This window comes from Fumia xinanensis (assembly GCF_014384905.1).
GTDB classification, from domain to species: Bacteria; Bacillota; Clostridia; order Oscillospirales; family Ruminococcaceae; genus Fumia; species Fumia xinanensis.
Genome location: NZ_JACRSV010000001.1, coordinates 111,509 through 125,688 on the forward strand (window position 1 = coordinate 111,509; position 14,180 = coordinate 125,688).

A 14,180-nucleotide genomic window follows, 5' to 3' on the forward strand; every position below is an offset into this window, starting at 1 on the left:
GGCAGGGGATTTTTACATATTCGTTATATTTGCTCCAAAGCTAGCCTCAAGTCTTCAATCAGGTCATCCACATGCTCGAGTCCGATGGAAAGGCGAATTTGGCTTTCGGTGACGCCCGCTTGCTTCTGTTCTTCCGGCGAAAGCTGCTGGTGGGTGGTAGATGCAGGATGAACAGCCAAAGATTTCGCGTCGGCGACATTTGCAAGGTCACTGAACACTTCCAGGTTGTCGATGACATTTCGGGCCGCTTTTGCGCCGCCTTTCACTTCGAAAGTGAAGATAGAGCCGGAGCCTTTGGGGAAATATCGTTCCGACAAAGTGTGATAAGGGCTGCTCTCCAAAGAGGGATAGTTCACGCGGGAGACTTTTTCGTGCCTTTCCAAAAATTCAGCGATCTTTTTGGCGTTTTCAACGTGCCGCTCCACTCGAATGGAGAGGGTTTCCAAGCCCTGCAAGAACAAAAATGCATTGAAGGGGCTGAGGCAGGCACCAGTATCCCGGAGTAGCTGGACCCGGAGCTTCGTGATGTAGGCGGCGGCCCCCACATCCTGCACATAGCGGATTCCATGATAGCTGTTGTCCGGGTCAGTCAAATCTGGGAACTTTCCGCTGGCGACCCAGTCGAATTTGCCGCTGTCGACCACGATGCCGCCAATAGAAGTGCCGTGGCCGCCGATAAATTTAGTCGCGGAATGGACAACGATGTCTGCGCCGTACTCAAAGGGACGGATCAGGTATGGCGTGCCGAAGGTGTTGTCTACGATCAGCGGGATACCGTGGCTATGAGCAATTTCCGCCACCTTTTCCATGTCGACGATATTGATACCCGGATTGCCCAAAGATTCAATATAGAGGGCCCGGGTCTTGTCGGTGATAGCGGTTTCAAAATTCTTAGGGTCGTCGGGGTTTACGAATATGGTACGGATTCCTAAGCGGGGCAGAGTCGCACTGAAAAGGTTATAGGTGCCGCCATATAGAGTGGAAGCCGCGACAATTTCGTCACCTGCCCGAACGATGTTTAAAATCGCATAGGTAATTGCGGCAGAGCCGGAAGCAGTGGCGACTGCTCCTACACCTCCTTCCAGCACGGCCATCCGTTTTTCAAAGACATCAGTAGTGGGGTTCATGATCCGGGAGTAAATGTTTCCGGTTGCCTTGAGTCCGAACAGATCTTCTGCGTGCTGAGTATCGTCAAACACATAAGAAGTGGTCTGGTAGATGGGGACGGCCCGGGATTTGGTAGCGGGATCTACGGTTTGTCCCGCATGAAGCTGCTGTGTCTCAAAATGAAAGTTTCTGGACATAGGATGGCCTCCTTTTTAAATCATATGTATTTAGTAGGAATATTTTCCATTATTATAACTCCTAAATCATACTAAGTCAATAGGAATTTTAAATTTCGCGATAAAAAGATGCTGCCGACATAGCAGTTTTTTTGGAAAAACTGACAAAACTACCTTGGAGGAACCAAGCGAGAATCCGGCTGATTGAATCGGATTCGATAAGTGCAGCGCTGGCAGAGGGGAAGTACGATGCGCTGGTTCGTAAAGCTGGCGGCCACTGTCTGAAGTTGTTTGCTTTCCACAATAGAGCACATAGATTCGGTAAAAATATTTCCAAGGGGAGCTTCTCCGTTGGCATCCAGGCAACAGGGTACCACGGTTCCGTCGGCGAGAATTCCCAGCATGTTTCGTGCGCCGTGACAGATGCCTTCGTCGGTCACCACTGGGTGAGAGAGGGACGGCCACAGGAATTCTTCCTCCCAGCTGATGAAAATGCCTTTTTCCAGCATAACGCTCCGCTGGGTGGACATGAGTGCCGCGAGATTTCCTTTAAAGTGGAAGAAAGTCCGGATTTTTGCCATAATATCACAGGAGGCTTCATCAGCGCCACGGTTTTTATCTAGGTTCCAGAGGCGCAGTACAATAAATTTGCGGTGTTCCAGGCTCGCTTTTTGTGAGAATTTCAAGATGGTGTCCAGGTATTTTTCGGTGTCTATACCGTCGTGGGCGGAAAAGCTGTGTAAGGAGATGTTTACCTGCCGGAGGGCGGGTTTGGACAGAAGCAGCTCAGCGATTTCAGGAAGCAGGGTGCCGTTGGTGGTCAGGTTGACCAACAGTCCGAATTCGGCGCAGATATCCAGGAAGATTCCCAGCAGAGGGTGCATTAGCGGTTCCCCTTTGATATGGAAATACACATATTTCGTGTACGGTTTGATTTGTTGAATAACATGACGAAACTCTGCTTCATCCATTTGGCGTTTGGGTCGGATTCCCTTGCTGCAAAAGGAACAATTAAGGTTGCAGATATTGCCGATTTCAATGTATATTCGCTTAAAGCGCATAGCAAACTCCTTTAATTGAGTTGAATAATTTTCGGGCAGTGGATGAAAACACTCTTGCGTTTACGACGCACGGTATACAAAGTGTGTCGTTCGTGGATATTGTACCACAATTTGATTGCGCAAAGCGCAATCAGTGGCGTAGTTACAGGGGCGATAGCCCCAAATTGTGATAAAATGTACTCTCAGGCGTCCGAAGGCTTGTAGAACAAGGCTTCGGTTCACGCCGTGAGGTTATTATACCATATCCGCAAGCCCATAGGGCTTGCACGCCGCTTTCAGCGGCGCAAAACAGCTTTAGCTGTTTTTGTTATGGTGATAATCATCCACGAATCATTTTGCGAGACAAAATGATTGCGCCTGCGGCGCATAGCACACATTGTGTGCTATTTGTGGACATTATACCATAGAAGTTGCCAGGTGCAAAAGCGATTCGGTTTCGCCCCCCGTTTTCTTCCAGAAAATTCAATCTTCATTCACAAATTACAGGCGGTTCCTGCGCATTCCTTCAAATACAGTTCATATTCGGGGAATATAATAAAAAACAGTATCTTTGCGGGCATGAAGTGCCCACAATATGCCTGATGATACAGTCATATGCAATCCGTAACACGGATTGCAACTATTATCTAGCAATTTACTATTTTAAAAGGCATTCGCCTTTTGAACCCATCTTCTATGGAGTTTACCGCATAAAATGCAGGTAAAAGAAAGTAAATTATAAAAAAACAATATTGTTATGGGCATAAGACGCCTATAACAGCCCAAAAAGCGGGTATTATGGGTTTGCTTTGCAAACCCATAACTATTTTTTAATAATTTACTTTTTCAAAAGTTGATTGCCTTTTGAACCCATCTTGATTGATTTTACTACCTTTATACGGTAAAAAAGTAAATTATAAACAAATTATCGGTTAAAGAAAAGATGAAGAGGGAATGAGAGGAGAACGGTCGATGAAGAAAATTATGAAGTACCTCAAACCGTTTGCAGGCTCCATTGCAGTTGCCGTTGTGCTGGTATTCGTGCAGGCCATGTGCGATTTGAAGCTTCCGGATTACATGTCCAACATTGTCAATGTAGGCATACAGCAGAGCGGTATCACAGATGCAGTGCCAGAAAAAATTCGGGCAAGCGAAGTGGAAAAACTTTTTCTGTTTCTGTCGGAAGACGAGCAGAGCCTGATAGCGAAGCATTACTTAGGCGAAGCAAGTGAAGCGGGCGGAGACTACTGGATTTTACAGAAAAAGGGACTCAGCAGTTCCGACCGAAAAGAAATGAACACGGCGTTTGCCAGGGCGTTCGCGACGGTTGGAACGATGGAATCCCTGGAAAAAGACCCGGATACCCTCCAGAAAGTTTTTGGAGAGCTGAGTGGGCAAGCCCTTCCCGGCGGCAACGTCGACTTGATCGCTTTGGTTTCCTCCATGCCCTTTGAACAGCGGATGCAGATTGCCGACAAGGTCATCGCAGAATACGAGGCCCTGGGTGAGAGCATGCTGACCCAGGCGGCGGTTCAGTTCGTCAAAGAAGAATATGAGGCGATTCAACTGGATACCGTCGTCCTCCAGCGGAGTTATATCATTCGCACTGGCGGGGCGATGCTGCTTGTTTCGCTCTTAGCAGCAGCCTGCACCGTCGTAGTAGGATTTTTGGGAGCCCGAATCGGTTCCGGGCTGGCTAGAGACCTGCGTAAACGGGTTTTCCGCAAGGTGGAAGACTTCTCCAATGCGGAGTTCGACAAGTTCTCGACGGCGTCTCTGATTACCCGTACTACAAACGACGTGATTCAGGTGCAGATGCTCGTGATCATGGCCATCCGAATGGTGATCTACGCCCCAGTTATGGGCATCGGCGGTACCATCTACGCCTTGCAAAAGAGCGTGTCTATGTCCTGGATTATCGCATTGGCGGTCATTTTGCTCCTGGGATTGATGCTGACCATTTTTATCACAGTTATGCCAAAATTCAAATCCATTCAGAAGCTCATCGACCGATTAAACCAAGTGACCCGTGAAAACCTGTCGGGCTTAATGGTTTCCAGAGCCTACAATACTCAAAAATTTGAGGAACAGCGCTTTGATGGCGCAAACCAGAATTTGATGAAGACCCAGCTTTTTGTCAACCGGGTCATGGCGGCCATGATGCCGGTGATGATGCTTATAATGAACGGCGTCAACGTTCTGATTATCTGGGTGGGCGCCCATCAGATTGCCGCCGCTTCTATGCAGGTGGGCGACATGATGGCCTACATGCAGTACGCGATGCAGGTGGTTATGTCTTTCCTGGCCCTTTCAATGATGTTTATCATGTTCCCCCGGGCGGCCGTTTCCGGTGACCGGATTGCGGAGGTCCTCGATACCGAAATTTCCATTCGGGATCCGGAGCATCCCGTCGGAATGGACAGCGATCTTTCCAGAACCGGCATTGTGGAATTCAAAGATGTGACCTTCCGTTTCCCCGGTGCGGAGGAAGACACCCTCCACCACATCAGCTTTACGGCAAAACCAGGGGAGACCACGGCTTTTATCGGCTCCACCGGTTCCGGCAAATCCACCCTTGTGAACCTAATTCCTCGGTTTTATGATGCAACGGAGGGAACCGTTACCGTCAACGGAGTAGACGTCCGCAATGCCGCACAGCATGACTTGCGAGAGCAGATCGGCTACGTGCCTCAGAAAGCGATTTTGTTCAGCGGTACCATCGACTCCAACTTAAAATACGGTGATGCTGACGCTTCGGAAGAAGCGGTGCGGATTGCCGCGGAAACGGCGCAGGCAATGGAATTTATTGAAAGCAAGCCCGACAAATTCGATGAACCTATTGCTCAGGGCGGCACCAACGTGTCCGGCGGCCAGAAGCAGCGGCTTTCCATTGCTCGGGCGTTGGTAAAGCAGCCTCCTATCTATATTTTTGACGACAGCTTTTCGGCTTTGGACTTCAAGACCGACGCCGCTCTCCGCAGGGCGCTGAAAAAACAGACCGGAAACGCCACTGTTTTGCTGGTGGCCCAGCGGGTGGGAACCATCCGCCACGCCGAGCAGATCATCGTTTTGGATGAGGGAAAAATTGTCGGCAAAGGCACCCACGAAGAACTGATGGAAAACTGCGAAGTGTACCAGCAGATTGCTTATTCTCAACTCAGTAAGGAGGAATTGGCATGAGTGAGCAAAAACGTCCTCCCAGAATGCGCGGCCCAATGGGCCACGGGCCGGGCGCTGCGGCAATTCCCGGAGAGAAAGCCCACGATTTCAAGGGAACCATCAAAAAACTGCTCATTTATCTCGGGAAATACAAGCTGGCCATTGCGCTGGTGTTATTTTTCGCGGTACTCAGCGCTGCCTTTAATATTATCGGACCGAAAATTCTAGGGCAGGCGACCACAGAAGTCTTTAATGGCATCCTCGCTCAAATTCGCGGTACCGGCGGCATCAATTTCGGCTATATCGGCATGATTGTCCTCATCATGGTGGCGCTGTACTTCTTTAGCTCCGGATTCAGCTTTGTCCAGGGGTGGGTCATGAACAACATCTCGATGAAGGTGACCTACCGATTTCGAAAAGACATTTCCCAAAAAATTAATCGGATGCCTCTCAAGTATTTTGAAAGCACCAGTCAGGGCGAGGTCCTCTCCCGTATTACCAACGACGTGGACACGGTGTCCCACTCCCTCCAGCAGAGCCTGACACAGATCATTACTTCGGTGACGACCATCATCGGCGTGCTCATTATGATGTTCACCATCAGCGTTCCCATGACGCTGACGGCCCTTTGTATCGTGCCTTTGTCCCTCGTCTTCGTCATGCTCATCGTCAAAAAGTCCCAGCATTATTTCGTCGACCAGCAGGATTACCTGGGCCATGTCAACGGTCAGGTGGAGGAAGTTTACGGCGGTCATGTGGTCATGAAGGCATTTAACGGTGAAAAAGAGTGCGCAGAAACTTTTGAAAAGTACAACGATACCCTCTATAAATCCGCCTGGAAGTCCCAGTTTCTCTCCGGCCTTATCATGCCGGCGACGAACTTTGTGGGAAATTTAGGCTATGTGGCAGTTTGTATTTTAGGCGGCACGCTGGCTGCGGGCGGAAGCATTGCAGTCGGCGACATCCAGGCGTTTATCCAGTATGTCCGCACCTTTACCCAACCCATCTCCCAATTGGCGAACATCACGAATATCCTCCAGCAGACAGCGGCCGCCGCCGAGCGGGTTTTTGAGTTTCTCGACGAAGAGGAGGAATCTCCCGAGGCGGAAAACCCCATCCGCGTGACGGCGGAAAACGGTGCCTTTATCCTCCATTATACCGATGAAAACGGGAAGGCTGTTTCCGAGCCCTTCCACGGGAATGTGAGCTTCCAGCATGTGAGCTTCGGCTATAATCCCGATAAGATCATCGTCAATGATTTTTCCGCCGAGGTTAAAGCCGGGCAGAAGGTGGCTATCGTCGGCCCTACCGGTGCGGGAAAGACCACCATGGTCAAATTGCTCATGCGTTTTTACGACGTGAACAGCGGACGTATCCTTATCGACGGCCACGATATCAAACGGTTTACCCGCCACGACCTGAGAAGTCTCTTCGGCATGGTCTTGCAGGAAACCTGGCTCTATAACGACACCATTCGGGAAAACATCCGCTACGGACGATTAGACGCCACCGATGACGAAGTACTGGCGGCTTCCAAGGCGGCGCGGGTGGATCATTTCGTCAAAACCATGCCGGATGGATACGATGTGATGATGAACGAGGAGTCCACGAACGTCTCCCAAGGGCAGAAACAGCTGCTCACCATCGCCCGAGCTATTCTTGCTGACCCGAAGATTCTGATTCTCGACGAGGCGACCAGTTCCGTCGACACCAAGACCGAACTGGACATCCAGAAGGCCATGGATAAGCTGATGCAGCACCGCACCAGCTTTGTCATCGCCCACCGGCTGTCCACAATCCGCGACGCCGACCTGATTCTCGTCATGAACAACGGAGACATCGTGGAACAGGGCAATCATAAAGAACTGCTCCGACAAAACGGCTTTTACGCAAATCTTTACAACGCTCAGTTCGAGTCGGCGGAAGAAGCATCTTAACAAACCAGTAAAAGCAGAAAAGGCCGACGCTTTTTCTGCTTTTTTCCCGAATTTAAGCGAATCGGGAAGAAATCCACAAAAAATGTGTCCGAAGATTCATAAAAATTTAATACTTTAATCGCGTTAAATTTATAACAAATACTTGTATCTTCCGCGGTTTTGGTATAGAATAATACCAGAATAAAATTTTGGAGGTTTTATTATTATGGCAGTTAAAGTTGCAATCAATGGCTTTGGCCGTATCGGCCGTTTGGCATTCCGTCAGATGTTTGGCGCAGAAGGTTATGAAATCGTTGCCATCAACGACTTAACCAGCCCTGACATGCTGGCTCACCTTCTCAAGTACGACACCGCTCAGGGCCGCTATGAGGGCCACACCGTCACCGCTGGTGAAGATTCTATCACCGTTGACGGCAAGAAAATCACCATTTACAAAAACCCCAACCCCGCTGAACTCCCTTGGGGCCAGCTGGGTGTAGACGTTGTTTTGGAGTGCACCGGCTTCTTTGCTACCAAAGCAAAAGCTCAGGCTCACATTGACGCAGGTGCGAAAAAGGTTGTTATTTCCGCTCCCGCTGACAAAGAGACCAAAACTGTTGTTTTCAGCGTTAACGAGAACATCCTGACGAAGGACGACACTGTTATTTCCGCTGCTTCCTGCACCACTAACTGCCTCGCTCCTATGGCGAAAGCTTTGAATGATTACGCTCCCATTGAGAGCGGCATCATGACAACCGTTCACGCTTACACCGGAGACCAGATGATTCTGGACGGTCCGCACCGCAAAGGCGACCTTCGCCGTGCCCGCGCCGGCGCTGCTAACATTGTTCCTAACTCCACCGGTGCTGCGAAAGCAATCGGCCTCGTTATCCCCGAACTGAATGGCAAGCTGATCGGTTCCGCTCAGCGCGTTCCCGTTCCCACCGGTTCTACCACCATCCTCGTCGCTGTCGTTAAGGGCAAAGACGTTACCGTTGAAGGCATCAATGCCGCAATGAAAGCTGCTTCTTCCGCTTCCTTTGGCTATAATGAGGACGCAATCGTTTCTTCTGATGTCATCGGCATCACCTATGGTTCTCTGTTTGACGCTACTCAGACCATGGTTACCAAGATTGACGACGATACCTTCCAGGTACAGGTCGTTTCCTGGTACGACAATGAGAACTCCTACACCAGCCAGATGGTCAGAACCATCAAATACTTCGCTGAACTCGCATAATCTGTGCGTTTTGGAAGGTTAACTTCTTCACAAATCAGAATGTGCTGCCACGAAAAGCGGCAGCACATTTTTTTGAGAATATGAAACGCCTATTTTTATGGCAAGTCATTCAAATCATTAAGGGAGGTAAAAAATATGATTTACTCTCATGAAGTAGAGAGAATGTGCCCGATTGCCAAAGGCCCGAAACACGGTCCTGCTCCCATCCCGGAAGAAGGCAAATGGGTCAAAGCGTATGATGTAAAAGATATTTCCGGCCTGACTCACGGTGTGGGCTGGTGTGCACCCCAGCAGGGCTGCTGCAAGCTGACTCTGAATGTCAAAGATGGTATTATCGAAGAGGCGCTGGTTGAAACACTGGGCTGCTCCGGTATGACCCACTCCGCCGCTATGGCAGGTGAAATTCTCCCCGGCAAAACCATCCTGGAAGCACTGAACACCGACCTCGTCTGTGACGCCATCAACGTTGCGATGAGAGAGCTGTTTTTGCAGATTGTTTACGGCAGAACCCAGACCGCTTTCTCTGAGGGCGGCTTGCCCATCGGCGCAGGCCTCGAGGATCTAGGCAAGGGACTCCGTTCTCAGGTTGGAACCATCTTTTCCACCGGTGCAAAGGGCGTTCGTTACCTGGAGATGGCCGAGGGATATATCCTGAAAATCGCTGTGGACGAGGACAACGAAGTCTGCGGATATAAATTCGTAAAATTGGGCAAAATGCTCGAGGACATCCGTCACGGCAAAGACCCCAAAGAAGCTTACGAGAACAACATTGGTACATATGGTCGTTATGAAGGTTACAAACATATCGACCCCAGAGAAGAATAAGTAAGGAGGTTCTAAGATTATGGCAAAATTTGAAGGTCAAGAGAGAAGAATGCCTAAAATCGAGGCTTGCCTTGCGGAATACGGCTTTAAAACTCTGGACGAAGCGAGAGATTTCTGCCTCAGCAAAGGTATCGACGTAGATGCAATCGTCAAAGGCGTTCAGCCTATCGCGTTTGAGAATGCTTCCTGGGCTTACACCTTGGGCGTTGCTGTGGCACTGAAAAAAGGTATCACTAAAGCAGCTGACGCTGCTGAAGCGATTGGTATCGGACTGCAGGCGTTCTGTATCCCTGGTTCTGTTGCGGAGCAGCGTGAGGTTGGCTTGGGCCACGGTAACTTGGGCGCAATGCTCCTCAGAGAAGAGACCGACTGCTTCTGCTTTCTGGCTGGACACGAGTCCTTCGCCGCTGCGGAAGGCGCAATTGGTATCGCCAGAACTGCTAACAAAGCAAGAAAGAAACCTCTGCGTGTCATCCTGAACGGCTTGGGCAAAGACGCGGCAATGATCATTTCGAGAATCAATGGATTCACCTATGTGGAAACAGAGTATGATTTCGCTACCGGCGATCTGAAGATCGTCCGTGAAAAAGCATATTCTGACGGCGATAAAGCGAAAGTTCGCTGCTATGGCGCCAACGACGTTTTGGAAGGCGTTGCTATCATGAAACATGAAAAAGCTGACGTGTCCATCACTGGTAACTCCACCAACCCCACCCGTTTCCAGCACCTGGTTGCAGGCACTTACAAGAAATGGGCTATGGAAAACGGCAAAAAATACTTCTCCGTTGCTTCCGGCGGCGGTACAGGCCGTACCCTGCATCCCGACAACGTTGCTGCCGGCCCCGCTTCCTACGGTTTGACCGATTCTATGGGCCGTATGCATGGAGACGCCCAATTTGCCGGTTCTTCCTCCGTTCCCGCACATGTTGAAATGATGGGTCTTATCGGCATGGGTAACAATCCCATGGTCGGCGCCACCGTTGCTTGTGCAGTTGCCGTAGAAGAAGCAGGCAAATAATCATACCCCGTGATATTTTTAGAAAAACAGCCGAGAACATTGCTCTCGGCTGTTTTGTTATAATAAAGAGGTCGGCAAACTGTCGACCTCTTTTTTCAATTTACTTAGGAAAGTGTATTGGAAAAAAGCTGTACCCAGTATTCATCGCCCGAGACTTTTTTTAGATAGCAGATGCCCATATACCGAAAATCCGGGTCCAGGATGTTTTTTCGGTGGTCAGAAGAGTCCATCCAGCTCTGTACTACCGCTTTCGGTGTCGAGTAATTCCGGGCGATATTTTCCCCCGTTCCATCGGCCGACTGACCGATTTCGGTAAAAACGGTATACCAGTTGGTGCCATTTGGACGGACGTGGTCAAATTTCAGAGCAATTTCCCCGGCACGTATTTTAGCGCCTAGGGTAAGGGAACTTGAATATGCAAGAGGATGAAGCCCGGCATTTATACGAATTTGATTGACTTCTTTGAGGACCTGCTGTTCATATTCGGTGGCATCCTCTATAGAAGTGGTGTTGGGCATCAGCGCTCCGTCATCCTGAAAAACATAAGTGGTGCCGTCAATGGACTGGCGCCCCGTAACCATTTTTCCATCCGAGGCCAGGTAGTACTGTTTGTCACCTAATTTGAGCCAGCCGGTTTTCATAGAGCCGTCGCCGTTCAGATAGTACCATCTTCCGTCCTTCAGTAGCCAACCGGTCTTCATGGCCCCTCCGTCACTGAAAAAGTACCATTTATTATCGTTCAGCAGCCAGCCGGTTTTCATGGAACCGTCGCCATTTAAATAATACCAGGTGTTTTGGAGTTTGAGCCAGCCGGTTTTCATAGTGCCATCGCCATTCAGGTAATACCATTTTCTGTTGTCCAACAGCCAACCGGTTTTCATAGAACCGCTGCTGTTAAAATAATACCAGATACCGTTTATCTGCTTCCAACCAGTGGCCATAATGCCGTTTGTATCTAGATAATACCAGACAGAGCCGAGCTTAAGCCAGCCTGTGGCTTTATAGTTTAAGGAATCATAATAAGACCAGGTTCCGTTATTGCGTTTAACCCAGCCTGCGGATACCGATGCGCTGACAGAAAGGGCGACGGAAGCCGCTGCGGCTATAGAAATCAGAGTTTTAGTGAGTCGTTTCATCAGTTTTCATCCTTTCGCAGAGCATTACCATCATAGAACACACCGGCTGCAACCCGGCGGTTCAATTGATTCTGCGGTGCCGATTTACGAAAAGGCATCTAGGTGTTTGTAGGGTTGTTTAGGGTAAAAGTCAGCCTATCCGGCTTTTCTTATGTAAAAGAGAGAATTTTGCTTGGAGGTTTTGACATTTTTTGTACTTTTGTTATTATAATATTATAGCATTGCATTTTCATATTCGTCAACAGATTGAAGAAATTTGTAACAAAATATCAACATATGAAGACAAAAACCTTTGGCAGAATAAATAGTTGACAGCTAGATAAGCTTATGTTATAATAGACCAGAACAATAAAGCAGAACATTCCGTTCTCACCCTTCGCTTTTGTGTTAGATGGGTCAATATAAAATCCAAAGATGTATTTTTTTGGTTGTATTGAGCACGGACGGTATTTGGTTCGTGCATTTTTTGTTTTGGCAGTAAGATGATACCATTAGGTTGTGGAGGTGCTTACCATTAGCAAAAAAGACTTGCTTATCAATGAAGAAATCCGCGAAAGAGAAGTCCGCGTTGTAGACGCAGATGGAAGTCAGTTGGGGATCATGCCTACCAAACAGGCGCTTTCTCTGGCAATCGAAAAAGGATTGGATCTCGTCGATATCGCGCCGCAGGCGACACCAAATGTGTGCCGCATCATGGACTACGGAAAATACCGCTATGAGCAGGCAAAGCGCGAAAAAGAAGCGAGAAAAAATCAGAAAACGGTTGAAGTGAAGGAAGTGCGGATGTCGATGAACATCGATACCCATGACTTTGAAACCAAAATAAACCAGGCGAACAAGTTTCTAAAAGGCGGCGATAAGGTCAAGGTATCTGTTCGCTTCCGTGGAAGAGAAATGGCCCACACCGATTTGGGCAGAGATTTGCTCGACCGGTTTAAGGACGCGTGCGCCGAATTTGGTGCGGTTGATAAGCCAGCCAAAATGGAAGGCAGAAGCCTGGCGATTTTTATGTCGCCTAAGATTGCAAAATAAGGCTTACCCGCCACCGAGGGAGATCACAAAACGATAAGGAGGACTTACGATATGCCTAAAATCAAATCTCACAGCGGTTCGAAAAAGCGTTTCAGCGTCACCAAAAACGGTTTGGTAAAACGCGGCAAGATGGGTAAACGTCATATCCTGACAAAGAAATCCACCAAGCGCAAAAGAGCTCTGCGCAAAGGCGCCTATGCGGATAAGACTGTACAGGCAACCATCAGAACCATGATTCCTTATAAATAAGGAAAGACTTTATTGAAACCGAATTTGGAGGTAGAAAACTATGGCTCGTGTTAAGGGCGCGATGGCAACTCGCAAGAGAAGAAATAAAACCCTGAAGCTGGCAAAAGGCTACTGGGGCGGCAAGAGCAAACTCTTTAAAACTGCAAAAGAAGCAGTAATGAAATCCGGCCAGTATGCATACATTGGCCGCAGACAGAAAAAACGTGACTTCAGAAAACTTTGGATTACCAGAATTTCTGCCGCTTGCAAAATGAACGGCATCAACTACTCCCAGTTCATGAACGGCCTCAAAAAAGCAAACATCACCTTAAACCGCAAGATGCTTTCCGAGATCGCTATTCATGACGCTGCTGCATTTACCGCTTTGGTCGAAAAAGCAAAAGCAGCATTATAATGAGATTCTTACGCCCGGCCTTCTGGCCTGGGCGTTTGCTCATTTTGGCATCTTTCGAAAAGTGACGGATCCTGTAGGAGAAAATTTGGTGCGGGGGTTCAAATGGAGAAAATTACGGCTAAAGATAACGAAAAAATTAAGCGGTATGCAAAACTTGCCTCTCAGAAAAAGGCACGGGATGTGCAGGGCCTTTTCGTCATCGAGGGGGCAAAGCTTTTCGAGGAAGCGGCCCGTTCTGACGTACAGGTGGAGCAGGTGTTCCTCTCCGAGAGCTTTTTGCCTCGTTTTGAGCATCTGCAAAAGCCTTCCTCTATGCCTCCGGTCTTTCTGATTGGAGAAGCGGTGGAACACAAAATTGCCGGTTCTCCTTCTCCTCAGGGGATTTATGCCGTTTGCAAAAAGCTTGACAAACCGTTAAACCTTGGTAAAATAGACAATAACGGCAAGTTTATCGCCCTTTGGGACCTTCAGGATCCTGGTAACGTGGGCACGATTTTCCGGGCTGCCGAAGCGATGGGTATTTCCGGTATCCTTGTGAGTGAAAACTGTTGTGATGTGTATAGCCTCAAGACAATTCGCGCAGCGATGGGGTCGCTGTTTCGAATGCCGTTTTTAATAACTGACCTGGATGCTTTCCTGGAGAAATATCGGGATATACTCCATTCTTATGCGGCGGTGGTCGACAAGGACGCCCTGCCTCTCCCATCTGTCGACTTTTCCGGTGGAAGCGTTGTCGTTATTGGCAACGAGGGGAATGGACTTTCGTCACAGCAGGCAAATTGTTGCCGGGACAAGCTGACCATTCCCATGCCGGGAAGCGCCGAGTCCCTAAACGCCGCCATGGCGGCTACGATTATTATCTGGGAGATGGCGAAAGGCCGATAACCG

Annotated in this window: 12 protein-coding genes; 9 read left to right on the forward strand and 3 right to left on the reverse strand. The window is 48.9% G+C overall.

Annotation, left to right across the window (positions count from 1 at the left end; translation table 11 throughout):
- Positions 1–23: 23 nt before the first annotated feature.
- Together H8710_RS00555 and H8710_RS00560 are read right to left on the reverse strand one after the other, a co-directional pair.
- Positions 24–1,304 (reverse strand): O-acetylhomoserine aminocarboxypropyltransferase/cysteine synthase family protein, encoded by a 1,281-nt coding sequence (locus H8710_RS00555; protein WP_249293439.1) that lies wholly within the window; start codon positions 1,302–1,304, stop codon positions 24–26.
- Positions 1,305–1,453: 149 nt separating this feature from the next.
- On the reverse strand, positions 1,454–2,344 hold the full coding sequence (locus H8710_RS00560) for a radical SAM/SPASM domain-containing protein (RefSeq protein ID WP_249293440.1): 891 nt from the start codon (positions 2,342–2,344) through the stop codon (positions 1,454–1,456).
- A gap of 951 nt (positions 2,345–3,295) precedes the next feature.
- On the opposite strand from H8710_RS00560, the gene H8710_RS00565 reads away from it, so the two are divergent.
- From H8710_RS00565 to H8710_RS00585, 5 genes are all read left to right on the forward strand, one after another.
- Positions 3,296–5,503 (forward strand): ABC transporter ATP-binding protein, encoded by a 2,208-nt coding sequence (locus tag H8710_RS00565; RefSeq protein ID WP_249293441.1) that lies wholly within the window; start codon positions 3,296–3,298, stop codon positions 5,501–5,503.
- Positions 5,500–7,419, forward strand: a complete 1,920-nt coding sequence (locus H8710_RS00570) for an ABC transporter ATP-binding protein (protein WP_249293442.1) — start codon at positions 5,500–5,502, stop codon at positions 7,417–7,419. The genes H8710_RS00565 and H8710_RS00570 overlap by 4 nt, the downstream gene beginning before the upstream one ends.
- Before the next feature lie 205 nt (positions 7,420–7,624).
- Positions 7,625–8,638: a type I glyceraldehyde-3-phosphate dehydrogenase gene (gene gap / locus H8710_RS00575; RefSeq protein ID WP_249293443.1), complete on the forward strand. Its 1,014-nt coding sequence runs from the start codon at positions 7,625–7,627 to the stop codon at positions 8,636–8,638.
- A gap of 135 nt (positions 8,639–8,773) precedes the next feature.
- Complete coding sequence (locus tag H8710_RS00580) at positions 8,774–9,463, forward strand: iron-sulfur cluster assembly scaffold protein (RefSeq protein WP_249293444.1); 690 nt, start codon at positions 8,774–8,776, stop codon at positions 9,461–9,463.
- A 19-nt stretch (positions 9,464–9,482) separates the two neighbouring features.
- Positions 9,483–10,481: a GGGtGRT protein gene (locus H8710_RS00585; protein ID WP_249293445.1), complete on the forward strand. Its 999-nt coding sequence runs from the start codon at positions 9,483–9,485 to the stop codon at positions 10,479–10,481.
- 104 nt (positions 10,482–10,585) lie between these two features.
- Here H8710_RS00585 and H8710_RS00590 read toward each other — a convergent pair whose 3' ends face one another.
- Positions 10,586–11,617, reverse strand: coding sequence for a CAP domain-containing protein (locus H8710_RS00590; RefSeq protein ID WP_249293446.1), 1,032 nt, complete (start codon positions 11,615–11,617; stop codon positions 10,586–10,588).
- A gap of 498 nt (positions 11,618–12,115) precedes the next feature.
- Here H8710_RS00590 and infC point away from each other — a divergent pair, with 498 nt between their 5' ends.
- The 4 genes from infC to H8710_RS00610 all read left to right on the forward strand — a co-directional run bounded on the left by infC (position 12,116) and on the right by H8710_RS00610 (position 14,177).
- On the forward strand, positions 12,116–12,649 hold the full coding sequence (gene infC, locus H8710_RS00595) for a translation initiation factor IF-3 (protein WP_249293447.1): 534 nt from the start codon (positions 12,116–12,118) through the stop codon (positions 12,647–12,649).
- A gap of 51 nt (positions 12,650–12,700) precedes the next feature.
- A complete protein-coding gene (gene rpmI / locus H8710_RS00600; protein WP_249293448.1) occupies positions 12,701–12,898 on the forward strand; it encodes a 50S ribosomal protein L35 in 198 nt (65 codons plus the stop codon).
- 40 nt (positions 12,899–12,938) lie between these two features.
- The gene (gene rplT / locus H8710_RS00605; protein WP_249293449.1) at positions 12,939–13,292 is read left to right on the forward strand and encodes a 50S ribosomal protein L20; all 354 of its coding nucleotides are present in this window, start codon (positions 12,939–12,941) and stop codon (positions 13,290–13,292) included.
- 102 nt (positions 13,293–13,394) lie between these two features.
- Positions 13,395–14,177, forward strand: coding sequence for a TrmH family RNA methyltransferase (locus H8710_RS00610; RefSeq protein ID WP_249293450.1), 783 nt, complete (start codon positions 13,395–13,397; stop codon positions 14,175–14,177).
- Positions 14,178–14,180: the final 3 nt, after the last annotated feature.